Annotated in this window: 23 protein-coding genes and 1 pseudogene; 10 read left to right on the top strand and 14 right to left on the bottom strand. The window is 74.3% G+C overall.

Annotated elements, in window-relative coordinates; translation table 11 throughout:
* Nucleotides 1–29: 29 nt before the first annotated feature.
* From J3P41_RS07710 to J3P41_RS07685, 6 genes are all read right to left on the bottom strand, one after another.
* The gene (locus J3P41_RS07710; RefSeq protein WP_210649585.1) at nt 30–1,418 is read right to left on the bottom strand and encodes a cell wall metabolism sensor histidine kinase WalK; all 1,389 of its coding nucleotides are present in this window, start codon (nt 1,416–1,418) and stop codon (nt 30–32) included.
* Entirely contained in the window at nt 1,415–2,110 is a 696-nt protein-coding gene (locus J3P41_RS07705) for a response regulator transcription factor (protein WP_210649584.1), read from the bottom strand. Before J3P41_RS07705 ends, J3P41_RS07710 begins: the two co-directional genes overlap by 4 nt.
* Before the next feature lie 40 nt (nt 2,111–2,150).
* Complete coding sequence (locus J3P41_RS07700) at nt 2,151–2,771, bottom strand: UdgX family uracil-DNA binding protein (RefSeq protein WP_210649583.1); 621 nt, start codon at nt 2,769–2,771, stop codon at nt 2,151–2,153.
* Nucleotides 2,772–2,853: 82 nt separating this feature from the next.
* A complete protein-coding gene (locus J3P41_RS07695) occupies nt 2,854–3,717 on the bottom strand; it encodes a fructosamine kinase family protein (RefSeq protein WP_210649582.1) in 864 nt (287 codons plus the stop codon).
* Entirely contained in the window at nt 3,717–3,944 is a 228-nt protein-coding gene (locus J3P41_RS07690) for a hypothetical protein (protein ID WP_210649581.1), read from the bottom strand. Before J3P41_RS07690 ends, J3P41_RS07695 begins: the two co-directional genes overlap by 1 nt.
* Entirely contained in the window at nt 3,944–4,333 is a 390-nt protein-coding gene (locus tag J3P41_RS07685) for a phage holin family protein (RefSeq protein ID WP_210649580.1), read from the bottom strand. The genes J3P41_RS07690 and J3P41_RS07685 overlap by 1 nt, the downstream gene beginning before the upstream one ends.
* A 40-nt stretch (nt 4,334–4,373) precedes the next feature.
* Here J3P41_RS07685 and J3P41_RS07680 point away from each other — a divergent pair, with 40 nt between their 5' ends.
* On the top strand, nt 4,374–4,934 hold the full coding sequence (locus tag J3P41_RS07680; RefSeq protein WP_210649579.1) for a VanZ family protein: 561 nt from the start codon (nt 4,374–4,376) through the stop codon (nt 4,932–4,934).
* A gap of 10 nt (nt 4,935–4,944) precedes the next feature.
* A complete protein-coding gene (locus J3P41_RS07675; RefSeq protein WP_210649578.1) occupies nt 4,945–6,024 on the top strand; it encodes a histidinol-phosphate transaminase in 1,080 nt (359 codons plus the stop codon).
* Nucleotides 6,025–6,130: 106 nt separating this feature from the next.
* Here the strand turns inward: J3P41_RS07675 and J3P41_RS07670 are convergent, their stop codons facing one another.
* The 3 genes and pseudogenes from J3P41_RS07670 to J3P41_RS07660 form a co-directional block, all read right to left on the bottom strand.
* A complete protein-coding gene (locus J3P41_RS07670; protein ID WP_210649577.1) occupies nt 6,131–6,790 on the bottom strand; it encodes an MFS transporter in 660 nt (219 codons plus the stop codon).
* Between the two features lie 31 nt (nt 6,791–6,821).
* A pseudogene (locus J3P41_RS19400) lies at nt 6,822–7,370 on the bottom strand (MFS transporter); the annotation flags it as partial.
* A complete protein-coding gene (locus J3P41_RS07660; protein ID WP_210649576.1) occupies nt 7,367–7,924 on the bottom strand; it encodes a transcriptional regulator in 558 nt (185 codons plus the stop codon). The pseudogene J3P41_RS19400 and the gene J3P41_RS07660, both read right to left, overlap by 4 nt.
* Before the next feature lie 70 nt (nt 7,925–7,994).
* On the opposite strand from J3P41_RS07660, the gene J3P41_RS07655 reads away from it, so the two are divergent.
* The gene (locus tag J3P41_RS07655; RefSeq protein ID WP_210649575.1) at nt 7,995–8,984 is read left to right on the top strand and encodes a glutathione S-transferase family protein; all 990 of its coding nucleotides are present in this window, start codon (nt 7,995–7,997) and stop codon (nt 8,982–8,984) included.
* Here J3P41_RS07655 and J3P41_RS07650 read toward each other — a convergent pair.
* The gene (locus tag J3P41_RS07650) at nt 8,981–10,096 is read right to left on the bottom strand and encodes a family 43 glycosylhydrolase (RefSeq protein WP_210649574.1); all 1,116 of its coding nucleotides are present in this window, start codon (nt 10,094–10,096) and stop codon (nt 8,981–8,983) included. The genes J3P41_RS07655 and J3P41_RS07650 overlap by 4 nt on opposite strands.
* Nucleotides 10,097–10,689: 593 nt before the next feature.
* On the opposite strand from J3P41_RS07650, the gene pdhA reads away from it, so the two are divergent.
* The 3 genes from pdhA to J3P41_RS07635 are packed head-to-tail and all read left to right on the top strand — an operon-like array spanning nt 10,690 to nt 14,364.
* Complete coding sequence (gene pdhA / locus J3P41_RS07645) at nt 10,690–11,760, top strand: pyruvate dehydrogenase (acetyl-transferring) E1 component subunit alpha (protein WP_374192871.1); 1,071 nt, start codon at nt 10,690–10,692, stop codon at nt 11,758–11,760.
* 1 nt (nt 11,761) lies between these two features.
* A complete protein-coding gene (locus J3P41_RS07640; RefSeq protein ID WP_210649572.1) occupies nt 11,762–12,742 on the top strand; it encodes an alpha-ketoacid dehydrogenase subunit beta in 981 nt (326 codons plus the stop codon).
* A gap of 11 nt (nt 12,743–12,753) precedes the next feature.
* On the top strand, nt 12,754–14,364 hold the full coding sequence (locus tag J3P41_RS07635) for a dihydrolipoamide acetyltransferase family protein (RefSeq protein WP_210649571.1): 1,611 nt from the start codon (nt 12,754–12,756) through the stop codon (nt 14,362–14,364).
* Nucleotides 14,365–14,419: 55 nt separating this feature from the next.
* On the opposite strand, the gene J3P41_RS07630 is transcribed toward J3P41_RS07635, so the two are convergent.
* A complete protein-coding gene (locus tag J3P41_RS07630; RefSeq protein ID WP_210649570.1) occupies nt 14,420–15,382 on the bottom strand; it encodes an NAD-dependent epimerase/dehydratase family protein in 963 nt (320 codons plus the stop codon).
* A gap of 137 nt (nt 15,383–15,519) precedes the next feature.
* On the opposite strand from J3P41_RS07630, the gene J3P41_RS07625 reads away from it, so the two are divergent.
* Both J3P41_RS07625 and J3P41_RS07620 read left to right on the top strand, forming a co-directional pair.
* Nucleotides 15,520–17,031 carry a hypothetical protein gene (locus J3P41_RS07625; protein WP_210649569.1) on the top strand — a complete coding sequence of 504 codons (1,512 nt, stop codon included), beginning with the start codon at nt 15,520–15,522 and terminating at the stop codon, nt 17,029–17,031.
* On the top strand, nt 17,024–18,058 hold the full coding sequence (locus J3P41_RS07620; RefSeq protein ID WP_210649568.1) for a hypothetical protein: 1,035 nt from the start codon (nt 17,024–17,026) through the stop codon (nt 18,056–18,058). The genes J3P41_RS07625 and J3P41_RS07620 overlap by 8 nt, the downstream gene beginning before the upstream one ends.
* Nucleotides 18,059–18,081: 23 nt before the next feature.
* Here the strand turns inward: J3P41_RS07620 and J3P41_RS07615 are convergent, their stop codons facing one another.
* Both J3P41_RS07615 and J3P41_RS07610 read right to left on the bottom strand, forming a co-directional pair.
* Nucleotides 18,082–19,611 carry a M1 family metallopeptidase gene (locus J3P41_RS07615; protein WP_210649567.1) on the bottom strand — a complete coding sequence of 510 codons (1,530 nt, stop codon included), beginning with the start codon at nt 19,609–19,611 and terminating at the stop codon, nt 18,082–18,084.
* Nucleotides 19,608–20,186, bottom strand: coding sequence for an RNA polymerase sigma factor (locus tag J3P41_RS07610; RefSeq protein ID WP_307861876.1), 579 nt, complete (start codon nt 20,184–20,186; stop codon nt 19,608–19,610). Before J3P41_RS07610 ends, J3P41_RS07615 begins: the two co-directional genes overlap by 4 nt.
* Before the next feature lie 20 nt (nt 20,187–20,206).
* Here J3P41_RS07610 and J3P41_RS07605 point away from each other — a divergent pair, with 20 nt between their 5' ends.
* On the top strand, nt 20,207–21,670 hold the full coding sequence (locus J3P41_RS07605; RefSeq protein WP_210649566.1) for a serine/threonine-protein kinase: 1,464 nt from the start codon (nt 20,207–20,209) through the stop codon (nt 21,668–21,670).
* A gap of 4 nt (nt 21,671–21,674) precedes the next feature.
* On the opposite strand, the gene J3P41_RS07600 is transcribed toward J3P41_RS07605, so the two are convergent.
* Entirely contained in the window at nt 21,675–22,328 is a 654-nt protein-coding gene (locus J3P41_RS07600; protein WP_210649565.1) for a hypothetical protein, read from the bottom strand.
* 63 nt (nt 22,329–22,391) lie between these two features.
* Here J3P41_RS07600 and J3P41_RS07595 point away from each other — a divergent pair, with 63 nt between their 5' ends.
* Nucleotides 22,392–23,882 (top strand): amidohydrolase, encoded by a 1,491-nt coding sequence (locus J3P41_RS07595; protein ID WP_210649564.1) that lies wholly within the window; start codon nt 22,392–22,394, stop codon nt 23,880–23,882.
* Nucleotides 23,883–23,928 lie beyond the last annotated feature (46 nt).

Here is a 23,928-nt window from a genome sequence, read left to right as displayed (position 1 = left end):
AGTGAGACCGGGCGAGGACGGCTGGCCGGCTAGGCCGGTGCGTCGGCGGTCACGCCGGGCACCCACATCGAGAACCGGGCCCCGCCGCTGGGCGCCTCGGACACCTCGATGCGCCCGCCGTGGCGGTCGATGACCTGGCGCACGATGGCCAGGCCGAGGCCCGAGCCCGGCATGGCGCGCGACTCCTCGGCACGGTAGAAGCGCTCGAAGACGTGGGGCCGGTCGGCCTCGGCGACGCCCGTGCCCTCGTCGTCGACGGTGAGCACGCCGTCGGCCAGGCGCACGGTGACGGTGCCGTCGGTGGGGCTCCACTTGGCCGCGTTGTCGAGCAGGTTGGTGACGGCCCGCTCGAGGCTGCTGGCGTCGCCGAGCACGGTCCACGGGGTCGTCGACACGTCGAAGGCGATCCCGTGCGCACGGCGGCGCACTCGGGTGACGGCGCGGTCCACCACGTCGGCCAGGTCCACCTCGGCCACCACGTGCGTCATCGGCTCGTCCCGGGCCAGCTCCACCAGGTCGCCGACGAGCGCGCTGAGCTCCTCGATCTGGCCGCGCACGTCGTCGAGGAGCTCGAGGCGCGCCTGCGCCGGGAGCGCGCTGTTGCCCTCGGCCTGCCGGAGCAGGTCGAGGTTGGTGCGCAGCGAGGTGAGCGGCGTACGCAGCTCGTGGCTCGCGTCGGCGACCAGCCGCCGCTGCCGGTCGCGGGAGGCGCCGAGCGCGAGCAGCATCTGGTTGAAGGCGGTCGCCAGGCGGGCCACCTCGTCGTCGCCCTCGACCCGCAGCGGCGTGAGGTCCTCGGTCACCGCGATCCGCTCGACCGCGGACGTGAGCCGGCGTACGGGTCGCAGGCCGTTGCGGGCGACCAGCCAGCCGGCGAGGAGGGCCGCCAGCACGCCCAGCGCGCCGAAGACGAAGAGCACGCCGCCGAGTTTCTCCAGCGTGCGGTCGTTGGGGGCGAGCGGCTGCGCGAGGATCAGGGCCTGTCCGCTGCTGGCGTGCACCGTCGCGACGCGGAACCGCTCGCCCTCCTTCGTGACGAGGGTCCGCACGACCGACTCGCGCCGCCCCGTCACCACCTCGTACTCCGGGCGGCCGAGCGTGAAGTCGGGGATGTCGGTGCCGCTGGGCGGTCCGTCGAGGGTGACGAAGATGACCCGGACGTCGGCAGCGCCGAGCCACCAGGGCGGCACGCCCTGGACCGTCAGCTCGGACAGCGCCGAGACGGAGGTCGCCTTGTGCGCCCGGTTGAGCAGCGACTGGTCGAGCGAGCTCATCAGCTGCTGGCGCATCACGACGTAGGCGGTCAGCGCCATGATCGCGATGGACACCCCGAGGGCGAAGGTGGTCAGCACGGCGACCCGCGACGCCAGCGACCTGCGGTAGTGCCAGCGCCCGGGGGGCCAGTCGGGCGAGGTCATGCTTCCTTCAGCACGTAGCCGACGCCGCGCACCGTCTGGATCAGCCGCGGCTCACCCGCGGCCTCGGTCTTGCGGCGCAGGTAGCCGACGTAGACCTCCAGCGAGTTGGCGCTGGTCGGGAAGTCGTAGCCCCACACCTCCTCGAGGATGAAGGACCGGTCGAGCACCCGGCGCGGGCGGCGCAGGAACATCTCCAGCAGCGTGAACTCGGTGCGGGTCAGCTCGATCGGCCGCCCGCCCCGCGACACGTCGCGGCTGGCCACGTCCATGGTGAGGTCGGCGAAGGTCAGCACCTCGCCGTCGGCGTCCGGGTCGGGCACGACGCGGCGCAGCAGCGCCCGGAGCCGGGCGAGCAGCTCCTCCAGCGCGAAGGGCTTGGTGAGGTAGTCGTCGGCACCGGCGTCGAGTCCCTCGACCCGGTCGCCGACCGCGTCGCGGGCGGTCAGGACCAGGACCGGTACGTCGTTGCCGGCCGCGCGCAGCGCCCGGGTCGTCTCGATGCCGTCGAGGCGCGGCATCATGACGTCGATGACGACGACGTCGGGGTGCTGTGCGCCGACCGCCACCAGACCCTCCGCGCCGTCGGCCGCCAGCACCACGTCGTAGCCGTTGAACTCCAGCGAGCGGCGCAGCGAGTCGCGCACGGCGCGGTCGTCGTCGACGACGAGCACGCGGGGTCTGGACTCGCTCACAGCGCAAGGATGCCAGCCGCCCCTGAGGCGAACCTGAGGGTCAGGCGTACGGCGTCGCCAGCCGCAGGTCGGCCACGAGGCCGCCGAAGGCTTCGTCGTAGCCGCCGCGCCCACGCAGGCGCAGGACCGCCGAGGGGTGGGTGGTGACCACGACGGGTCGTGCCGGCTCCTCGAGCACCCGTCCGCGGACCTCGCCGATCTTCACCGGCCGGTCCAGCACCGCCCGCGCGGCCGTGGCGCCGAGCGCGACGACGACGCGCGGCTCGACCGCCTCCAGCTCGGCGTCGAGCCACGGGCGGCAGGCTGCGAGGTGGCGCAGCTCGGGCTTGGCGTGGATGCGCCGCTTGCCGCGCTGCTCGTGGCGGAAGTGCTTGACGGCGTTGGTGAGGTACGCCGCGCCCCGGTCGATGCCCGCCTCGGCGAGCGCCTCATCGAGGACCCGGCCCGCGGGACCGACGAACGGCTCCCCGCTCCGGTCCTCTTGGTCGCCCGGCTGCTCGCCGACCAGCACGACGCGGGCCGAGCGCTCGCCGCTGGAGAACACCACCTGCGTCGCCGGCTGCCACAGCTCGCACCCGCGGCACTCCTGGGCCGCGGACTCGAGGTCGCCGAGCTCGCGCGATCCGGGGACCCAGGGACTCGCGTCCTTCGCCTCGCTCACCCGGCCACCATGCCTGCCGTCCCTGCACCGCCGGGTCAGCCGCAGGGGTGGGTCTCACGACGCCGGCGTCTCGTCGCAGCGATCAGGCGTAGCGTGCCGCGATGGTCCCGGCACGGGCCCCGTAGCCGCCGCCGGACGTGCAGGCGTGCACGAGGAGCGGGAAGAGCTGGTGGATGCCGAGGCGGTCCTCCCAGCCCTCGACCAGCGGGTGCGCCTCGTGGTACGCCGCCATCACCCGCGGCAGGTGGGTGAGCCCGAACAGGTGCAGCATCGCCAGGTCCACCTCGCGGTGCCCGCCGTAGGCGGCCGGGTCGATGGCGTGGATGGCGAGGTCCTGGCTCCACAGGCAGTTGCCGTTCCACAGGTCGCCGTGCAGCCGGGCCGGCGGCTCGTCGGGGATCAGCGCGTCGAGGCGGCCGATGACCGCCTCGACGGCGGCGGCGTCGGTGTCGGTGATCGCGCCGCGGTCGCGCGCCAGCTTGAGGTAGGGCAGGACCCGCCGCACGGCGTAGAACTCCGGCCAGGAGCCCGCGGGCCGGTTGGGCAGCGGGAGCCGGCCGATGAAGCCGTCGTGGTCGAGGCCCCAGCCCGCTGCGCCGGCGGCGTGGGTGGTGGCGAGCTGCTGGCCGAACGCGACGGCGGCCTCGACGGGTGTCTTGGTGCTCTGCTCGACCCAGGCGAGGACGAGGCAGTCGCTGGCGGCGGCCAGGACCTCGGGCACCGGCACCCCGCCCTCGACCTCGGCGAGCCACCGCAGGCCGGCGGCCTCGGCCTCGAAGAACCCCGCGGGCGCGTGCGGCAGCGTCTTCATCAGGGCGGTCTGGCCGGTGGACAGGCGCAGCCGCGTCGCGGTGGCGACGTTGCCCCCCGCGACGGGCGCGGTGGCCACCACGGCCGAGCCGAGGAGCTCCTCGGCGCGCCGCGCGATGATCGGCTGGCGAGCCATCAGCCGCGGTCCTCGACCCGCGCCTTGGACGTGTCGACCGCGACGCGCAGGGTCGCGTCGCTGGTGCGCTCGACCATCGCCAGCACCTCCTCGAACCCGTCGGTGACACCGTAGTACGGGCCCGGAACCGCAGCCCCCGGATCGAGGCGATCGAGGGAAGCGAGGACGCCGGAGGGCCGGACGCGTCCGGCCCGACCGCCGGGGTGGGGCAGTGCCGCCGCAGGCATCAGTCCCGCGCGGGCAGCGCCGTCCGGACGCCCCAGCCGACGAGGGTGACGACAACGGCGCCGACGAGGGCGCTGAAGAAGCCGTCGACGTGGAAGCCGAGGCCGAACGCCTCGGCGAGCCGGGCGGTCAGCAGCAGCATCAACGCGTTGATCACCAGCAGCAGCAAGCCGAGGGTCAAGAGAATGAACGGCAGCGAGAGGAGCTTGATCACCGGCTCGACGAACGTCGAGACCAGACCGAGGATCAGCGCGACCAGCAGGAGCGGCACGATCTTCTCCTCCACCTCGGCCTGCCCGCTGATCGGACCGTCGAACCAGATCCCGTCGAGGAGCTGGGCGGCCACTGCGAGCCCGGCGGCGTAGGTCAGCAACCACGTCACGAATCGCATGTCACGACCCTAGCCGTGCGCCCCGGCTACCCTCGCCGACGTGGTGACGATCGGCGGCGCGGGCGTGATGGTGCTCGGCGCCGTGGCCGCCGGTGTCGCCGCGGTCCTGCTCGCGCTGGCCCTGCGCCGACGGCTGGGGACGGTCTCGGCGGTGGCGGTCGCGGGCCTGCTGTGGTCGCTCGTCGCGATCGCCCTGGTGACGCTCGTGCCGACCCGACCGGACGTGGGCATCGTGCCGGCCGAGGGCCGCAGCGAGTCGTGCTCGTGGGACTACGGCGGTCCGTCCGGGGTCGCCTTCGACGTCCTGGGTCTCGACCAGCGCACCCTCAACGTCCTGCTGTTCGTGCCCGCCGGGGTGTTCCTCGTGCTCGCGGTGGGCCGCTGGTGGACGGGTCTGGTGCTCGCCCCCCTCGGCCTCGCGCTGCTGGCGGCGTACAGCCTGGCGGTCGAGCTCACCCAGCTGCAGCTCGCGCGGCTCGACCGCGCGTGCGACGTCACCGACCTGGTCGACAACATCCTCGGCGCCGGGATCGGTGGCGCGATCGGGGCGCTGCTCCTGCCCGTGGTGAGGCCGTGGCGGGCGCGCCGCGGCGATCACTAGGGTCGGGCCCATGTCCACGACCCCCTCCGCCCCGCAGCCCCGGCCCAACGTGCTCGCCATCCCCGCGTACGTCGCCGGCAAGCCGCCCGTCGCCCGACCCGGGCTGACGTCGTACAAGCTCTCCTCCAACGAGAACCCCTACCCGCCGCTCCCCGGCGTGCTGGAGGCGGCGACCGAGGCGGCGGCGTCGATGAACCGCTATCCCGACATGGGCAGCACCGCCCTCTACGCCGCGCTCGGCGAGGCGATGGGGGTGCCGGTGGCGGACCTCGCCGCGGCGACGGGGTCGGTCGGGCTGATCTACCAGCTGGTGAACGCGTTCTGCGAGGCCGGCGACGAGGTGGTCTACGCGTGGCGCTCCTTCGAGGCGTACCCGATCGCGGTGACCGCGGGCGGCGCGCGGAGCGTGCAGGTGCCGGTCACCGCCGACGGCCGCCACGACCTCGACGCGATGGCCGCCGCGGTCACCGACCGCACGCGGATCGTCATCGTGTGCACGCCCAACAACCCGACCGGCCCCGCGGTCACCCAGGCCGAGCTCGACGCGTTCATCGCCCGGGTGCCCCCGCACGTCGTCGTCGTGGTCGACGAGGCGTACCTCGAGTTCGTGCGCATGGACGACCCGATCGACGGCATCGCCACCTACCGCCGCCACGCCAACGTCGTGCTGACGCGCACGTTCTCCAAGGCCTACGGCCTGGCGGGCTTCCGTGTCGGGTACGCCGTCGCCCCGGCGCCGCTGGCCGCGGCGCTGCGAGCGGTGTCGCTGCCGTTCGGGGTCAGCCACGTCGCGCAGGCCGCGGCGATCGCGTCGCTCGAGGCCCGCGACGAGCTGTTCGAGCGGGTCGAGGACCTGGTCGGCCGTCGCGCGGAGCTGGTCGCCCGGCTGCGCGCGGTCGGCTGGGAGCTGCCGGACGCGCAGGGCAACTTCGTGTGGTTCCCGCTGGGGGACCGGGCGCTGGACTTCGCCGCGGCGTGCGGCGAGTCCGGGATCTCGGTGCGGCCGTTCGCCGGCGACGGCGTGCGGGTCAGCATCGGCGAGGCCGAGGCGCTGGACCGCGTGGTCGAGGTCGCCGCCCGCTTCGCCTGAGTCGCCCGGAGCCGACGCCAGGAGCCGGCGCCCACCACCGCAGACGCGCGGACAGTGCTCGGCGTGCCGGGCCTGCGCACGCGGGAGGCGGCGTCGCGGACCGGACCTATGTCCGCGCGTCTGCGGCGGGGGCGCGGTCCATCCGGCGGAACGACGGCACCCGCGTCGGGGCCATCGTCGTCACGAGGTAGACCGCGCCGGCGACGAGGAGGGCGGGGGAGACCCCCAGCCCGGCGACCGCGAGCCCGCCGAGGACGCCGCCCAGGGGCATGAGCGACCAGCAGATCGCGGTGTTCAGCGAGCTCACCCGCCCCAGCAGCGGCGCCGGGATCCGCTCGAGGATCACCGCGCCGAGGATCGGGTTGAGGAAGCCGGACGCGGCGCCGGCCACCGCCGTCACGGCGAGGACCGCCCACACCGGCGACTCGAGCGCCATCACGACGTAGCGCGGGGCGCCGGCGACGAGGAAGGCCACGACGTACGTCCGGAAGCGCGGCAGCGTCTCGCCCCACCTCGCGGCGGCGAGCGCGCCCAGCACCGAGGCGCCGCTCATCACCGCGAACACGGTGCCGAGCACTCCGACGCCGGCGCCGGACTCCTTGGCCCACACCGGCGCCAGCACGGCGGCGTAGGCCTGGTCGACGAGGTTGGTGACCGCCACCATCGCGCAGATCGCGACGAGCACCGGCTCGCCGCGCAGGAAGTCCCAGCCCTGCCGCAGGTCGCGGACGTACGACGTCGAGCCGGCGTCGGCCTCGGCCGGCACCGGGCGCCCCCAGCCCGGTGGTGGCCAGGGCGAACACGGTGAAGGAGACGAGGAAGGAGGCGGCGTCGACGTAGAGCGCGTCAGCCGCCCCGACCGTGGCGACCAGCAGGCCGGCGAGCGCCGCACCGCCCATCGACGACGTGCGCTCGACCGCGGAGGCGAGGCCCGACACCCGCTCGAGCGACCAGCCTGCGACGCGGGCGAACTCGGGGCTCATCGCCGCCTTGCCGGCGTCGCCGGGGCCGCGCAGGGCGCCCGCCACGGCGACCAGCACGAGCAGGGTCGGGAAGCTGAGCATCCCCAGTCCGTGCAGCACGGGGATCGAGGCGACGACGAAGGCGGACAGCAGGTCGCACACCAGCGTCACCCGGCGCGGGCCGACGCGGTCGAGCAGCGGCCCGCCCAGCGCCTTGAAGATGACCAGCGGGGTGATCTCGGCGGCCGCGACGAGCCCGGTCTGGGTGGCCGAGCCCGTCGTGGACAGCACGAACCACGGGATCGCGATCATCGAGATCCGGGTGCCGACGAAGGAGATCCCCTCGGCGACGAGCCCTCCGACCAGTGGCGTGCGGCGATTCACTGCGGGTCCCACCGCTGGCCGGGGCGGGGGAAGGCGTTGATGTTCACCACGAACGGCGCGGCGTCGTCGGTGTCGGAGTCGTCGGCCTCCTCGACGGTCCGCGCCAGCGCCTGCACGAGCGCCCTGGCCTGGGCAGGGGTGAGCGTCAGCTCCCAGTCGCTGAGTGTGCCGACGGTGCGCCACTGCTCGGGCAGGAACGGCATCTCGGCGACCGCCGCACGCATCCGGTCGGCGTACATGATCGCCACCGTCGCCAGGTAGGCCTCCACGTCGCTGTCGACCACGCCCCTGTCGCGGTCCGTGCGGGTGCTCGCGTGCGCTGCGCGCCACCAGCGGTCGCGGGCGTTGCCGCGCTCGGCGTCCTCCACGATGAAGCCGTGCTGCGCCAGCTGGCGCAGGTGGTACGACGTCGCGCCGGTGTTGAGGTCGAGCCGCTGCGCGAGCGTCGTCGCCGTGGCCGGGCCCTCGCCGCGCAGCAGCGTCAGCATCTTCAGGCGCACGGGGTGGCTCAGCGCGCGCAGGCCGGCGATGTCGGGGGTGACGGAGGAGCCCATGCGTGGCAGCCTAGACCGCAAACAACCATTTGCAAACACTTCTTGGCGATTGACGCGCTATCGTTGAAACATGAACGACAAGCCGACCTACACGTCCAAGGGCAAGCCCTTCGAGCGGGACATGTCCTATCTCCCCGACCGCGTGCTGGCCGGCGACCGGTCCGCGGACCCGCTCGACGACGCGTTCCCCAGCGGCTCCAAGGACAGCCCCCGCGACGTTCCGGTGTGGAAGGCCGCGCCCGGGCGCTACCGCCTCGTGGCCGCGCGTGCCTGTCCGTGGGCGCACCGCTCGATCATCGTCCGCTCCCTCCTCGGGCTCGAGGACGTCATCTCGTGGGGCGCGCCGGGGCCGACCCACGACGCGCGGAGCTGGACCTTCGACCTCGACGAGGGCGGGCGCGACCCGGTGCTCGGTATCGAGCGCCTGCAGGAGGCCTACTTCGCGCGCCAGCCCGACTACCCGCGCGGCATCACGGTGCCGGCGATCGTGGAGATCGAGTCGGGCAAGGTCGTCACCAACGACTTCCCGCAGATCACCCACGACCTCTTCTTCGAGTGGCGCGAGCACCAGCGTCCCGACGCCCCCGACCTCTGGCCGGCCGACGTCCGCGAGGAGATGGAGGCGGTCATGAAGCGCGTCTTCACCGAGGTCAACAACGGCGTGTACCGCTGCGGGTTCGCCGGCTCGCAGGAGGCGTACGACGACGCCTACGCGCGACTGTGGACGGCGATGGACTGGCTCGAGGAGCGACTGGCCGACCGCCGCTACCTGATGGGCGAGCGCCTCACCGAGGCCGACGTGCGCCTGTTCACCACGCTCGTGCGCTTCGACGCCGTCTACCACGGCCACTTCAAGTGCAACCGCAACAAGCTCACGGAGATGCCGAACCTGTGGGCCTACGCCCGCGACCTCTACCAGACGCCGGGCTTCGGCGACGAGGTCGACTTCGCGCAGATCAAGCAGCACTACTACGTCGTGCACACCGACATCAACCCGACCGGGATCGTGCCGGCCGGCCCGGACGAGTCCGGCTGGCTCACGCCGCACGGACGCGGCTAGGGGCCCGTCACCGGCTCGGGCGGTGGGGTCCAGGCCGGTCCCTGGCCGAACCGGGCCAGCACGGGGCCGTCCGCGGTCCAGCGCAGCCGGGCGAGGTAGAGCACCCGCCGCCCGCGCCGCAGCGGGTCGTCGTGGGAGGAGTACGACCACTCGCAGGGCCCGTTGACCCCGTCGCACACCCACCCGTGCACGAACAGCCGGTGCGGTGTCATCGGCACGTAGTCGGCGCCGCCGGGCCCGCAGATGCCGGTGCCCGCCCGGTCGAGCAGGACGGTCTCCGAGGCGGTCTCCCAGCCCCGTCGCACCGACGCCGAGCGCCGCCACACCGTGCGGTAGCCGCAGCGACCGAAGTCGCCGCGGCTCAGCAGCAGGTGGTGCCAGCCCCGCGCGTCCACCATCTCCGGGTTCTCCAGCACGCCGGGGTCGCGCAGCAGCTCGCGGCTCGGCCCCGCGGCCCGCCGGCCGCTGGCGGTCAGCCGCACCATGCGGATCGACGACGGGGTGCCCTGGGTCCGGTAGAGCAGGAACCGCCGGCCGTCCGCGGCGACGTACGACGAGGGGTCGATGACGCCGCGCGTCGGCAGCCCGGGTGCGTGGCGTACGACGTCGCTGGCCGGCGCGGTCGCCGCGCCCTCGGGGCAGACCAGCGGCTGGGTGTGCAGGGGCGTGAACGGGGTCGCCAGGTCGGGCGCGGTCGCGACGCCGATGCACCGGTCGTCGGTGCGCGGCAGGCCCGCGACGGGAATCGAGTAGTAGGCGAGCCAGGTGCCGTCGGCGGCGCGCTCGAGCTCGGGTGCCCACACGTCGCCGTTGCGCGCCCACAGGGGCCGCGAGTCCAGCAGCGGTGCGCCGGGCGCCCAGCCGGCATACTCCTGGGCGCTGCTGGCGGTGCCGCCTCGCCAGCCGGTGCCGGCCGCGAACCAGCGCGTCCCGTCGTGCACGACGCTCGGGTCGGCCAGGGGCTGCTCCCAGAACAGCGGTCGGGGCGGGAAGCCGACGACCTCGTCGGCCGCAGCAGGACCCGTGCCCAGGCCGGCCACGACGAGGCACAGGACCCACAGCGACAGGGTGACGGCTGGTCCCCGCCGCCGTCCGCGCAGTGCGCCACTCACTCGTCCACCTCCGTCGTGGGTCCGGGACGCACGACAGGGTACGCACGGGGCCGGCCCGCACGGCTGCGCGGGGCGAGGATCCAGAAGTCGTCAAGACCACCCGCACTCTTCGCCCACGTTCGCCTCGTCCTCTGGTCCGCGGGCGGCGGCGCCAGGATGCTGGTCGCGAAGCACTCGCGGGCACGGCGCGACCTGGGGGGGACGCGCCGTGCACCTCGAGGGCGACCGACTCCGGGGGCCTCCGAGCTGCCCGGGCCTCCATCCCCAAGTGGAGGTGGGCCGGCGCCGACGGGTCACCCACGAGCCCGTCGGCGCCGGCTCTTGGGCGCGCCCGCGACGTGCCGGACATCGCGGCTGTCGGATTGGTGCTGGCTGGCCCCGGCCGTTACGTTGAGCACCATCATGTGGTCGGGGTCACACACGCCGGCGGCCACGCTGCAAGCCGTCGGCGTCCGGCGATCCCGAGACTGCCGCTAGCTGTGAAGGAGAGTGCGTTGTCCGACCCTGCCTCCCCCGGGAGCGACACCTTCGGCCCCGACCTCGCGGAGGTCTTCGGACCCGCGCAGTCCGACGGAGGCCCCGACCTCGTCCAGCTGCTGACGCCCGAGGGCGAGCGCGTCCACCACCCCGAGTTCGACCACGACTTCTCCGCCGAGGAGCTGCGCGGGCTCTACCGCGACATGGTCCTCACCCGGCGCATCGACGTCGAGGCGACCGCGCTCCAGCGCCACGGCGAGCTCGGCATCTGGGCCCAGCTGCTCGGCCAGGAGGCCGCGCAGATCGGCGCCGGCCGCGCGCTGCGCCCCCAGGACTACGTCTTCCCGACCTACCGCGAGCACGGCGTCGCCTACTGCCGGGGCGTCGACCCGCTGCGCCTGCTCGGGCTGTTCCGCGGCGTCGACCAGGGCGGCTGGGACCCGGCCGAGAACAACTTCGGCCTCTACACGATCGTCATCGGCGCCCAGACCCTGCACGCCACGGGCTACGCCATGGGCATGCAGCGCGACGGCGTCGTCGGCACCGGCGACCCCGAGCGCGACGCGGCCGTGATCGCGCACTTCGGCGACGGCGCGTCCTCGCAGGGCGACGTCAACGAGGCGTTCATCTTCGCTGCCTCCTACAACGCGCCGGTCGTGTTCTTCTGCCAGAACAACCAGTGGGCCATCTCCGAGCCGATCGAGCGCCAGACCCGCATCCCGCTCTACCAGCGCGCGCTCGGCTTCGGGTTCCCGGGCATCCGCGTCGACGGCAACGACGTGCTGGCGACGTACGCCGTCACCAAGGCCGCGCTGCAGCGCGCCCGCGAGGGCAACGGGCCGTCGTTCGTCGAGGCCTACACCTACCGGATGGGCGCCCACACCACGACCGACGACCCCACCCGCTACCGCCTCAACGACGAGCTCGAGCACTGGAAGCTCAAGGACCCGATCGAGCGGCTCAAGGTGTACCTGCGCCGCAACGGCCTGGTCGACCAGGAGTTCTTCGACGACCTCGACGCCGAGGCCAAGGAGCTGGGCCACCACCTCCGCGAGGGCTGCAAGGCGCTGCCCGACCCGCAGCCGCTCGACCAGTTCGGCTACGTCTTCAGCGAGATGACCGAGGAGATCGCCGCCCAGCGCGACGGCTTCGCGGCCTACCTCGCCAGCTTCGAGGGAGCGCACTGACATGACCGCCAAGATCACGCTCGCCAAGGGCCTCAACATGGGGCTGCGCAAGGCCATGGAGGACGACGACAAGGTCCTGCTGATGGGCGAGGACGTCGGCAAGCTCGGCGGCGTCTTCCGCATCACCGACGGGCTGCAGAAGGACTTCGGCGAGGACCGTGTCATCGACTCCCCGCTCGCGGAGTCCGGCATCGTCGGCACGGCGGTCGGGATGGCGCTGCGCGGCTACCGCCCCGTCGTGGAGATCCAGTTCGACGGCTTCGTCTACCCCGCCTACGACCAGATCGTGTGCCAGGTCGCCAAGTACACCTACCGCTCGCAGGGCAAGGTGAAGATGCCGATCGTCATCCGCATCCCCTTCGGGGGCGGCATCGGGGCGGTCGAGCACCACTCGGAGAGCCCCGAGGCGCAGTTCGCGCACACCCCCGGCCTCAAGGTCGTCGCCTGCTCCAACCCCGTCGACGGCTACTGGATGATCCAGCAGGCCATCGCCCACGACGACCCGGTCATCTTCCTCGAGCCCAAGCGGCAGTACCACGCCGACAAGGCTGAGCTCGACGAGTCGGCGACGCCCGAGCCGCTGTTCAGCTCCCGGGTCGTGCGGACCGGCTCCGACGCGACCGTGCTGGCCTACGGCCCGACCGTGAAGACGGCGCTCAAGTGCGCCGAGGCCGCCGAGTCCGAGGGCCGCAGCCTCGAGGTGATCGACCTGCGCACGCTGTCGCCGCTCGACATGGCACCGGTCTACGAGTCCGTACGCCGCACCGGTCGCTGCGTGGTCACCCACGAGGCGCACGTCAACCTCGGCATGGGGGCCGAGCTCGCCGCCCGCGTCACCGAGGAGTGCTTCTACTCCCTCGAGGCGCCGGTGCTGCGCGTCGGCGCCTTCGACACGCCCTACCCGCCGTCGCGGATCGAGGAGGAGTACCTCCCCGACCTCGACCGGGTGCTGGACGCCGTCGACCGCACGTTCGCCTACTGAGAGGAACCCTGATGTCCGAGTTCCTGCTGCCCGACGTCGGTGAGGGCCTCACCGAGGCCGAGATCGTCTCCTGGAAGGTCAAGGTCGGCGACACCGTCGAGATCAACGACGTGATCGTCGAGATCGAGACCGCCAAGTCGCTGGTCGAGCTGCCCTCGCCCTTCGAGGGCACGGTCGTGTCGCTGCTCGTGGCCGAGGGCGAGACCGTCCCCGTCGGCACGCCGATCATCGCGATCGGCGCCGCCGGTGAGGCGCCCGCCGCCCCGGCCGGCGGCACCGCCCCGCAGACCGAGTCCGACCCCTATCTCGGCATGGCGCAGAAGGCCGGCGCCGGCGAGGGTGCGGGCCAGCCGCCCGCCCAGGTCGACCCGACCGAGATCGACCTGTCCAACCCCGCCGCCTCCGGCTCGATGGAGGGCGCGTCCCTCGTCGGCCGGATCAAGGCAGACCGCGGCCCGATGCGCCGCGCCCGCCGTGGCTCGGCCTCCCCGAGCACCCTTGCGGGGGCGCAGACCCAGATGCAGGTCCAGGGCGCCTTCGCTCCCGGAGGCGCGCAGTCCGACGAGGTCATGCCGGCCGACGAGTCGCCGGTGCCGGCCGTCGACCAGCGGGCCGCGCCTGCCGCTGCCCCGGCCGCGGCGCTCGTCCCGCCCGCGGCCCAGACCGAGCCCCGCGTCGTACGCGCGCTGGCGAAGCCGCCGGTGCGCAAGCTCGCCAAGGACCTCGGGGTGGACTTGGCCACGCTCACCGGATCCGGTCCGTCGGGGTCGATCACCCGCGACGACGTGCACGCGGCGACGTCCGCCGGCGGCACGCGAGCCGGTCGCGAGGTCGCCGACCTGCAGGGCGCGGGCGCGCCCGGCGCGTCGTACGGCGGCTCCGGTCAGCCCGAGCCGGCCGCGGCACCTGCGGCGGGGGCGCGCGAGACCCGCGAGCCGATCAAGGGCGTGCGCAAGATGATGGCGGCGGCGATGAGCCAGTCGGCGTTCACCAGCCCGCACGTCACCGAGTGGATCACCGTCGACGTCACGGCGACCATGCAACTGGTGGGTCGGCTCCGGCAGCGACCCGAGTTCCGCGACGTCAAGGTCAGCCCCCTGCTGGTGCTCGCCCGCGCGGTGCTGCTCGCCATCAAGCGCACCCCGGAGATCAACTCCCTGTGGGACGAGGCCGCGCAGGAGGTCGTCTACAAGCACTACGTCAACCTCGGCATCGCGGCGGCGACGCCGCGCGGCCTGGTGGTGCCCAACGTCAAGGACGCCGACTCGCTCTCGATGCCCGAGCTGGCCACGGCGCTCGGCGAGCTCACCGCCACGGCGCGGGAGGGGCGGACCCAGCCGGCGGAGATGGCGGGCGGGACGTTCACGATCACCAACGTCGGCGTCTTCGGTGTCGACGCCGGCACTCCGATCATCAACCCGGGCGAGTCGGCGATCCTGTGCTTCGGCGCGATCAACAAGCGGCCGTGGGTCGACGAGGAGTCCGGGGAGATCGTGGTCCGTGACGTCACCACCCTGGCGCTGTCCTTCGACCACCGGCACATCGACGGCGAGAAGGGCTCGCGCTTCCTCGCCGACGTCGCCGGCATCCTGCAGGACCCGGGCACCGCGCTCCTCTTCTGAGGGTATCTAGGGACGTCCTGGTAGGCCGGAAGGCCGTTTCGCCACCAGTTCGTCCCTAGATACCCCCCGCGCGGGAGTGCCAGGCCGCCAGGACCTCGGCCTCCCGCTCGGGCGACAGCGCGTGGACCGGTGAGTCGAGGCAGCCGGGCGCGGTCTCGGCGAGCGGCCGCAGCCGTAGGCCGGCGGCGAGCGCCGGGCCGGGGTCGTGAGCCAGCATGCCGTCGTACTCGGGCCGCGGCAGCCACAGCGGCAGCGACCCGTCGCCGGCCCAGTGCGTGACCCCGTGCTCCTCCAGGAACGCCGCGTCGACCCAGGTGAGCCCTACTCCGTCGCCGCCCACGCCGCTCGCCACGTGTGCGAGCAGCTCGCCGAACGCCATCGGCTCGCCGACGGCGTCGAAGGTGCCGGCCGTGCGCGCCGCGGCGAGGTCGAGGAGCCACGCGGCGAGGTCGCGTACGTCGATCACCTGCACCACGTCCTGCGGCCTCCCGGGGGCGAGCACCTCGCCCCCGCGCGCCAGGCGCTGCGGCCAGTGGGCGAAGCGCCCGGTCGGGTCGCCCGGTCCGACGATCAGCCCGGGCCGCACGATCGCCGACGACGCCGCCTGCTCCGTCACGAGCTGCTCGCAGGCGACCTTCATCCCGCCGTAGGCCTCCGGGTCGACGGCCAGGTCGACGTCCTCGACGACCGGGTCGACGAGCGGCTGCATCGCCGGCGACGACGGGTCGGCGTAGACGCTGATCGTCGACACGAACACCCAGTGGGAGCCGGGCGTGGCGGCGAGCGCGCGGCGTACGTGCGAGGGCAGGCGCGAGACGTCGACGACCGCGTCCCAGTCGCCCTGCGCCACGGAGTCGGGGGCCTCGTCGTCGCGGTCCCAGGGCAGGTGCCGCACTCCGTCGGGCAGCGACCCGGACCGTCCGCGACAGGCGCAGGCGACGTCCCAGCCCCGCTGCACCGCCTGGGCCGCGACCTCGCGGGAGAGGAACCGGGTGCCGCCGAGCACGAGGAGCTTCATGGATCCACTCCAACGCCATTCGGGGATGCGCGGCAAGACGGTTCGCTCTGGGCGCAACGCCTGGACGCCCCTTTGTCAGGGCAGCGGTGGCGCTGCGACAATGGCGGCCTCGGACCGCGTGTGAAGGGAGCAGCTGCATGGCCCTCGACGCCACGGCTCCAGCAGGTGGGCCCTCGACGTCGGCACTTCTCGCCCGGGCCCAGCAGGTGGCCGACGAGCTCCTGGCTGAGGCGCGGCAGGAGGCGCAGCGCCTGACCGCCGACCTCACCGCCCTGCGCGAGGAGGCCCGCCGCCTCCAGGCGGAGGCGGAGGCCGACCGCGCCGAGGCCGGCCGGGCGCGCAAGCAGGCCGAGGAGGTGCTGGCGGGAGCGTCCGAGGAGGCCGCCACGATCGTCGTCGACGCCAACGAGCAGGCGTCGCTGCTGATGGGCTCGGCCGAGACGGCGCGCGACCAGCAGGTCGAGCTGGCTCGCTCGGAGAGCCAGCAGCTGCGCGCCCGGGCCGAGCAGGAGGCCGCTTCCCTGCGCGCGGAGGCCGAGGAGCTGCGCGACGCTGCAGGGGCCGAGGCGGCCGCCCTCCTCGCGACCAGCCGCGCCGAGGCGGAGGCCACCCTGGCGGCCGCGCAGGAGACCGCGACCCAGCTGGTGGAGCAGGGTCGTGCCACCGGCCGCCACCACCTGGAGTCGGCGACCGCGGAGGCGGAGTCGCTGCGGGCCAGCGCCTCCAGCGAGTCGGCGCGCATGCGCGAGGAGGCGGCCCGGCACGCCGACGAGCTGCGCCGCAGCGCCGTCGCGGAGGCGCAGCGCCTGCGCCAGGCCGCCGAGGAGACCCTGGCCGCCGCCCGCGCGGAGAGCGAGGACAAGCTGCGCCAGGCCGCCGAGCAGACCGAGTGGGCCACGGCCACGGTCCGGTCCGTCCTGGCCGGCGCCGCCACCGAGGCCGACGCCATCCGCAGGGCCGGCCACGCCGACGTCGCCGCGCACACCCGCGTCGTACGCCGTCGGCTGCAGGGCGTGATCGCGGCGGTCGCCAGGCGGATGGCCCTGGAGCTCGCCGACGCCCGGCAGCGCGCCGAGGAGATCGCCCGGGTCGCCAGCCTCGCCGCCGGCGAGATGGAGAGCGAGGCCAAGGCGGCGCTCGCCCGGGCCGAGGCCGAGGCCGCCCGCATCGTCGCCGACGCGACCGACGAGTCCGAGCGCGCCGTCGAGCGGCTCGAGCGGCGCCGCGCCGAGGCGGAGTCCGGCGCCGCCAGCCTGCGCGCGCTGGTCGCCGAGGAGGTCACCCGCAGCCGCGCGCGGGCGGCCGAGGAGCGGCGCCGCGCGCGTGAGGAGTCGCTGGCGCTGGTCTCCGAGGGCCGCGCCGAGGCGGACCGGCTGCGCGAGGGCGCCCGTCGCGCGCTCGACCGCGCCCGCGCCGAGATCGCCCAGCTGAAGACGCAGCGCGACGGGATCGCCGCCGAGCTCGCGCAGCTCTCCGGCGTGATCGAGGCGCTCTCCGTGCCCGAGCGCCCGCAGCCCGCGCCGGGTCCCGTGCCGGTCTCCCCCGACCTCGGGCACGCGCCGCCCGGCCCGGTCCCCAGCCAGAGTCCCGCCCAGAGTCCCGCCCAGAGCCCCGCCGATGCCCCCGCCCAGGAGGACCCCGATGCCTGACGAGATGTTCACGACCGTGCGCCGCGGCTACGACCCGTCCGAGGTCGAACGCGCCCTCGGGCAGGCGCAGCGCGAGGCGGACGACCTGCGCCGGCGCCTCGAGGCCGCCGAGGGAGCCGCCGAGCAGGCACGCGCGGAGGCCGCCGCCTCCCGCGAGGCGCTCGTGTCGCGGGAGGCGCAGCAGCCCGAGCCGCCGACGTACGAGCACCTCGGTGAGCGGGTCGGGCAGATCCTCGCCCTGGCCGAGGCCGAGGCCGCCGAGATCCGTGACCGGGTCGTCGGCGAGGTCGAGGCGCTGCGCAAGGAGGCGGAGGCCGAGGTCGCCGCGCTCCGCGCCGACGCCGACCGCTACGCCGAGGAGACCCGCCGCGACGCCGAGGCCGAGGGCGCCCGGGTGCTCGCCGACGCCCGCACCGCCGCGGACTCCGAGCGCGACGCCGCCGAGCGTGACGCGTCCGCCCGGCGCGCCGAGGCCGAGGCGCTCTACGAGGAGCAGCGCGCGAAGGCCGCCCAGGCCGCCGCCGACTTCGAGACCACGCTGGCCGAGCGGCGGCAGAAGGCCACCTCGGAGTTCCAGGCGCAGCAGGCGGCCACCCAGGCCGAGCTCGACGCGATGGCGGCCCGCAACCGCGACGCGGAGGCGGCCATGGAGCGCAGCCGCGCCGAGGCCGAGGCGCGGGTCGCGCGGATGCTGGCCGACGCCGAGGAGCGCTCGACCACGATGGTGGCCGAGGCCCGGGCGACCGCGGACCGGGTGCGTGCGGAGTCCGAGCGCGAGCTGGCCGCCGCCGCTCAGCGCCGCGACAGCATCAACGCCCAGCTGTCCAACGTGCGCCAGATGCTCGCCACCCTGACCGGCACCGTGCCGGGCGTGGCGCTGCCCGAGCCCGAGCCCGAGTCCGAGCCCGAGTCCGAGGCCGAGTCCGAGCCCCGGTCCGAGCAGCCGCCAGCGGCGGCCGACGTACCCGACGACACCGCCGATGCTGCCGAGACGGCCGACGGGGTCGCGCAGCCCGAGGAGCGGTGAGCCGCCCAGCCGGCTGACCCGCCTCAGGCTCCGCCCGGGACGCCGCGCGGCGGCGTCGTGGCGCCGGTGATCCAGCCGTCGAAGAACGCCGACAGCTCGCGGCCGGTCTCGCTCTCCCAGTGGGCGTAGATCTGCTCGCGCGAGGCAGAGGTGTTGTCGTGGGCGGCGAGCCAGGACCGGGCGATGCGGAAGAACTCGTCGTCGCCGAGGGCCAGGCGCAGCTCGTTCCACATCAGCGCCGGCGTGGTGTAGATGTTGGAGCCGCCGAACTGCCGCGGGTCGTAGTCGCCGGGCGGTCCGTACTGCTCGCGCAGGCCCTGGTCGGCGAGGTGGGCGCCCTGCACGCTCGCGCGCAGCGGCCGGATGTCGTGCTCGTCCTCGTAGAGCCACTGCATCAGCATGGTCATGCCCTCGTTGAGCCACACGTCGCGCCAGTCCGCGGGCGAGACCTGGTCGCCGTACCACTGGTGCACGATCTCGTGCGCGATCACCTGCGGGGACAGGACGTAGTCGTTGTTGCCCAGCGTGACCATCGTCTGCGTCTCCATCGCGCTCTGCGAGTCGGTGACGACGAGCCCGAGGGAGTCGAAGGGGTAGGGGCCCAGCCTGGTCTCGACCCAGTCGACGATCGCGGCGGCGGTGTGCAGGCGCGCCGTCGGCGTCGCGGTCCCGCGCTTGGTCCAGTAGTCGAGGCGCAGGCCGTCCTCGGTGGTGTTGCTGCTGTGGGCGTAGTCGCCGATGGCGAGCGTGATGAGGTACGACGACGCCGGCTCGACGAGCTGCCACGACGTCGTGGTGCGGTCCTCGTCCGTCGTGAGCCCGGTCAGCTTGCCGTTGGCGACGCCGGTCCACGGCGCGGGGGCCTCGACGGTGATGTCGTAGAGCGCCTTGTCGGAGGGCTGGTCGTTGACCGGGTACCACGTGTAGGCGCCGTAGGGCTCCTGCATGGTCCACACCTCGCCGGTCGGCGTCACCGTGAAGCCGGTCGTGGAGAAGTCGCTGCGGGTGGTGGGCGCCGGCGCGGGCTCGGGCGTGCCGGCGTAGGGGACGACCAGCTCGTAGCGGCGGTCGGCGTCGACGGGGGCCTGCACGACGAGGTCCTTGCCGCGGTGCACCACGTCCACGGTCTCCCCGTCGAGGCTCACCTCGCCCACGCGCAGCGGTGCGCCGAGGTCGAGCTGGAAGCGCGGCGCGGAGCGGGTCGCGCGGAACGTGATCGTCGCCTCGCCGGTGAGCAGCTCCTCGTCGGGGTTCCAGGCCAGGTCGAGGTCGTAGTGCAGCGCGTCGACCCGCGGGTCGCCGACGGCGGGGTAGACGCTGTCCTCCACCGGCGTGGAGAGGGCGAGGTCGAGGTCCTGCTCGACCGCGTCGACGACCTCGGGAGCAGAGGCCGGCGCGGCGGCCGTCTGGGCGTCGGTCGGCGTCGCGGCGGACGTGGGTGCGGAGGTGGGGCTGGTCAGCCCGTCCGGGCCGTCCGCGGCGTCGGAGCAGCCCGCCAGGAGGGTCACGGACAGGGTGACGGCGGCACCGAGGATCGGGCGCGGTCGCCTCACCGCTCGCCCCGCAGCAGCGGCCGGGCCAGCTTGCGACCATGGTGGATCTGCGCCTTGACCGTGCCCAGGGGAGCACCGACCAGCGCGGCGATCTCGTCGTAGGGCAGGCCGTAGACGTCGCGCAGCAGCAGCGGCTCGACGTACTGCGGGTGCTCCCTCTCGATGGTGTCCATCGCCTCGAGGAGGTCGAGGCGCGTGCCTGCGATGACGCTGGTCGTGCGCGGGTCGGGCCGGTCGTGGGCGCCGTCCTCGAAGTCGGTCGGCGTGGCGAGGTTCTTGAGCCGGCGGTACGTCGTGCGCGCGCTGTTGACGGCCACGATGTGCAGCCAGGTGGTGAACCGGCCGCGCCTGCCCCACGTGCCGATCCGGGTCGCGACGTTGAGCATCGCCTCCTGGCACGCGTCCTCCGCGTCACCGGAGTAGGGCAGCACGCCGCGGCAGATGTTGAGCACGCGCGGACGGACGGCGGCGAGCAGCGACTCGAGCGCGTCGCGGTCCCCGTCGCGGGCGCGCCGCGCCAGGTCGTCGATCTCGTCCGGCGTCGCCGCGACGCCCAGGTCCCCCGAATAGCTCACGCCTGCACGATAATGCCCGGGTGTCCGCCCCCTCCCGTCTCGGCCGCTACCCGCTGCGGCGTCGGATCGGGTCCGGGGCGTTCGCGACCGTCTGGCTGGCCTACGACGAGCACCTCGACTGCCCCGTCGCGATCAAGGTGCTGGCCGACAACTGGGCGGGCGACCTGCACGTGCGCCAGCGCTTCCTCGAGGAGGGCCGGTTCCTGCGCAAGGTGGAGTCGCCCCACGTCGTGCCGGTCTACGACGCCGGCGAGCTGCCCGACGACCGTCCCTTCCTGGTGATGGCGTACGCCGACCAGGGCACGCTCGCCGACCGGCTCGAGCTGTCCTCGATCGACGCCGGCGAGGCGCTTACCGTGGTGACACAGGTCGGCGCGGGACTGACGGCGCTGCACGACCGGGGGGTGCTGCACCGCGACGTCAAGCCCGCCAACGTGCTGTTCCGCACCGTCGAGAACGGCCGGGGCCCGCACGTGGTGACCATGCTCGGCGACCTGGGGCTGGGCAAGGCGATGGACATGTCGTCGCGGCTGACCATGGTCGGCGGCACGCCCACCTACGTCGCTCCGGAGCAGGCGCTCGGCGAGGCGCTGGACGCGCGCGCCGACCAGTACTCCCTCGCCGCCCTCACCTACTACCTGCTGGCGGGCCGCCCGCCCTACGCACACAGGACGCTCGCCGCCGCCGAGGACCCCGCCCCGCCGGCGCCCATGGGCGTCGACCCGGAGGTGGAGGCGGTCGTCCGGCGCGGGCTCGCCAAGGACCGCGCGGAGCGCTTCTCGGACGTCGCGTCGTTCACCGCGGCGCTGGCCGACGCCCTCGGCGGGCGGCCCGACGGAGCGCCGCGCGCGTGGATCCCCGCGGACCCCGACCACACCCAGGCCACCCCGGACCCCGGTCGCACCGGCGTGGCGACCGGTACGGCGCCGGACCCTCCGGCGCCCCCGGCCCGGCAGCGTCGGCGCCGGCCGTGGCTGGTGGCCGGCGTCCTGTGCCTGGCGCTGGGGGCCGGGGTCGGGTGGGCTGCCGAGCGGCTGACCACCTCCGAGCGCACCGTCGAGGACGTCACCGGCACGATCTCGGTGCGGGTCCCCGAGGACTGGGCCGCCCAGGTCGACCCGGAGCGATGGACCCCCGTCGGCGACGAGCAGGAGCACCCCTCGATCGCGTCGGGGTCGCGTCCGGGGTGGAACACCGAGGAGGACCCGGCCCCCGGCGTCTTCGTGGGCATCCTCGCGGCCGGCGAGCTCCCGCCGCAGGTGCCGCAGCACCCCGCCTGCGGCGAGGCCGGGTCGCCGATCGAGGACCAGCGGCGCGGCGACGACTCGGTGACGGTGTTCTTCACCGGCTGCCCCGGCGTCGACCTCATCGTGGAGCGGGTGGTGCAGCTGACCTCGAACCGGTTGCTGTGGGTCCAGGTCCGCAGCCACGACCGCGGCACCGCCAACCGGGTCCTCCAGTCGGTCACGACCGTCGGGATCTGAGCCGCTAGGGCGCGACGCCGCCCGAGGCCCCGCGCATGCCCTCGGCCACGCGGTCGATGAGGTCGCGCGCCCCTGCGACGTCGCGCTCGCGGCCGTGCACCACGATCTCCACGTCGGCCTGGCCGCTGCCGTCGAGGTCGAGCCAGCGCATGAAGCTGTGCCGCAGGTTGCCCTCGTTGCTGCGGTAGGTGTACTCGAGGGAGTCGAAGCCGCGGCGGAGGGGCTCGAAGTCGTCCTGCTCGGCGCCCAGCCGCGCGATCCGGATGTCGATCGCGTCCTCGATGGTGATGTCCTGGCTGTTGATCTGCTCGACGCGCATGACGTAGCTGTTGTTGGAGGTGCCCGGCTGCTTCAACTTCCACTCGTTGCTGGCGTTGGCGTTGATCCGCCAGCCGACCGGCGCGGGGAAGGTGATCTCGAACTTTCCGCTGCCGAGGGTGGCGGGAGCCATCGGGATGCCCGGCCGCAGCGGCGGGTCGTCGGGGTCCTCGGCGAAGGGACGCGGTGGCTCGGTCGGGAGGGCGGGGCGCACGGCGGGCACCGGCGCCGGGACGCCCGCTCCGATGGACTCGTCACGGGTCTGCGCTGCTGCGGCCCAACCGCCCCCGACGCCGAGGGCGAGGAGCACGCCCAGCACCGCAGGCCCCCGCCGATCCATGGGGACAACCTAACCGGCCGGGGCCGCGCCGCGGCGGCCCGCCGCACCTCCTACGGTGGCCCCATGCTCATCCGCAACGCCCGCCTGGTGGCCGTCACCGAGCACGTCCCCGGACGTCTCGACGTCCGCGTCGAGGACGGGCGCGTCGTGGAGGTCGCCCCGGGGCTGTCGCCGGCCCCGGGGGAGCCGGCGTACGACGCGGGCGGGCGGTGGCTGGCGCCCGGGCTGTGGGACCAGCACGTCCACCTGGGCCAGTGGACGCTCGCGTCCGCGCGGCTCGACCTGGCCACCGCGCGCTCCTGCGCCGAGGCCGTCGAGCTCGTGCGCGAGCGGCTGGAGGCGTGGCCGGACCTGCCGGTCATCGGCTGGGGGCACCGGCCGACCGCGTGGCCCGACAACCCCGCGGTCTCCGACCTCGACGCGATCGCCACCGACCAGCCGATCGTGCTGATCGCCGGCGACGGCCACCACGGGTGGCTCAACACGACCGCGCTGCACATGCTCGCCCTGCCGATCCGCGAGAGCGTGGTGAGCGAGGGGGAGTGGTTCCAGGCCTACGGCCGGCTCGCGAGCGTCCTGGCGGCCGAGGGCACCGGCCCGGACGCCTACCGGCGCTCCATGGAGGCGGCCGCCGCGCAGGGAGTGGTCGGCGTGGTCGACCTCGAGTTCAGCGGCGGCGTCGCGGACTGGGTGGACCGCTGGGCCGGCGGCGCCGACCTCGTCCGGGTGCGGCACGCCTGCTACGCCGACGGCCTCGACGACGTGCTCGCGCGCGGGCTCCGCACGGGCGACCCCCTTGCCGCAGACCCGCGCCTGACGATGGGTCCGCTCAAGATCATCAGCGACGGCTCCCTCAACACCCGCACCGCGTGGTGCTGCGAGCCCTACGCCGAGAAGGCCGTCCCCGGGCTCGAGGAGGGCCAGCCCAACCAGACCCCGGAAGAGCTCCGGTCGCTGCTGGCCCGCGCGGCGGCGGGCGGTCTCGACGTGGCCGTGCACGCGATCGGCGACCGGGCGGTGCGCGTGGCGCTCGACGCGTTCGAGGCGACCGGCGCCCGCGGGGGGATCGAGCACGTCCAGCTCACCACGCGCGACGACGTACGCCGGATGGCGGCGCTCGGCGTCCGCGCGAGCGTCCAGCCGGCGCACCTCGTGGACGACCGCGACGTCACCGAGCGGCTCTGGCCCGGGCGCGCGGAGCGCTGCTTCCCGCTGCGGTGGATGCTCGACGACGGTGTCGACGTTGTCCTCGGCTCGGACGCCCCGGTCTCGCCGCTCGACCCCTGGCTGGGCATCGCCACGGCGGTCCACCGCTCCGGGGACGAGCGGGAGCCCTGGCACCCCGAGCAGTCGATCACCGCGCGCGAGGCGCTCGCCGCGTCGACCGACGGGTGGGGCACCGTCGCCGTCGGCCACCCCGCGGACCTGGTGCTGCTCGACGACGACCCGCTGGCCGGGGACTCCGACCGTTCCCACGCGGCCGAGCTGCGGGCCTTCGCCGACCGGGTCGCGGTGACCTGGGTGGCCGGTCAGGTGGCGTACGAACGGGCGTGACGGACCCCTGACCGGACGCGACGACGGCGCCAGTTAAGGTAAGCCT

The sequence above is a fragment of the Nocardioides sp. SYSU D00065 genome, from assembly GCF_017916425.1.
Taxonomy (GTDB): Bacteria; Actinomycetota; Actinomycetes; order Propionibacteriales; family Nocardioidaceae; genus Nocardioides.
Note: the sequence above shows the minus strand (reverse complement) of the source record. Positions and strands in the feature narration are given on the sequence as shown.

Coding starts and splice junctions, on each gene's coding strand:
- J3P41_RS07625 (WP_210649569.1), top strand. CDS start 15,520: ATGGCCCTCGACGCCACGGCTCCAGCAGGTGGGCCCTCGACGTCGGCA.
- J3P41_RS07635 (WP_210649571.1), top strand. CDS start 12,754: ATGTCCGAGTTCCTGCTGCCCGACGTCGGTGAGGGCCTCACCGAGGCC.
- J3P41_RS07710 (WP_210649585.1), bottom strand. CDS start 1,418: ATGACCTCGCCCGACTGGCCCCCCGGGCGCTGGCACTACCGCAGGTCG.
- J3P41_RS07695 (WP_210649582.1), bottom strand. CDS start 3,717: ATGGCTCGCCAGCCGATCATCGCGCGGCGCGCCGAGGAGCTCCTCGGC.
- J3P41_RS07660 (WP_210649576.1), bottom strand. CDS start 7,924: ATGGGCTCCTCCGTCACCCCCGACATCGCCGGCCTGCGCGCGCTGAGC.
- J3P41_RS07630 (WP_210649570.1), bottom strand. CDS start 15,382: ATGAAGCTCCTCGTGCTCGGCGGCACCCGGTTCCTCTCCCGCGAGGTC.
- J3P41_RS07690 (WP_210649581.1), bottom strand. CDS start 3,944: ATGCCTGCGGCGGCACTGCCCCACCCCGGCGGTCGGGCCGGACGCGTC.
- J3P41_RS07640 (WP_210649572.1), top strand. CDS start 11,762: ATGACCGCCAAGATCACGCTCGCCAAGGGCCTCAACATGGGGCTGCGC.
- J3P41_RS07620 (WP_210649568.1), top strand. CDS start 17,024: ATGCCTGACGAGATGTTCACGACCGTGCGCCGCGGCTACGACCCGTCC.
- J3P41_RS07600 (WP_210649565.1), bottom strand. CDS start 22,328: ATGGATCGGCGGGGGCCTGCGGTGCTGGGCGTGCTCCTCGCCCTCGGC.
- J3P41_RS07595 (WP_210649564.1), top strand. CDS start 22,392: ATGCTCATCCGCAACGCCCGCCTGGTGGCCGTCACCGAGCACGTCCCC.
- J3P41_RS07675 (WP_210649578.1), top strand. CDS start 4,945: ATGTCCACGACCCCCTCCGCCCCGCAGCCCCGGCCCAACGTGCTCGCC.
- J3P41_RS07685 (WP_210649580.1), bottom strand. CDS start 4,333: ATGCGATTCGTGACGTGGTTGCTGACCTACGCCGCCGGGCTCGCAGTG.
- J3P41_RS07655 (WP_210649575.1), top strand. CDS start 7,995: ATGAACGACAAGCCGACCTACACGTCCAAGGGCAAGCCCTTCGAGCGG.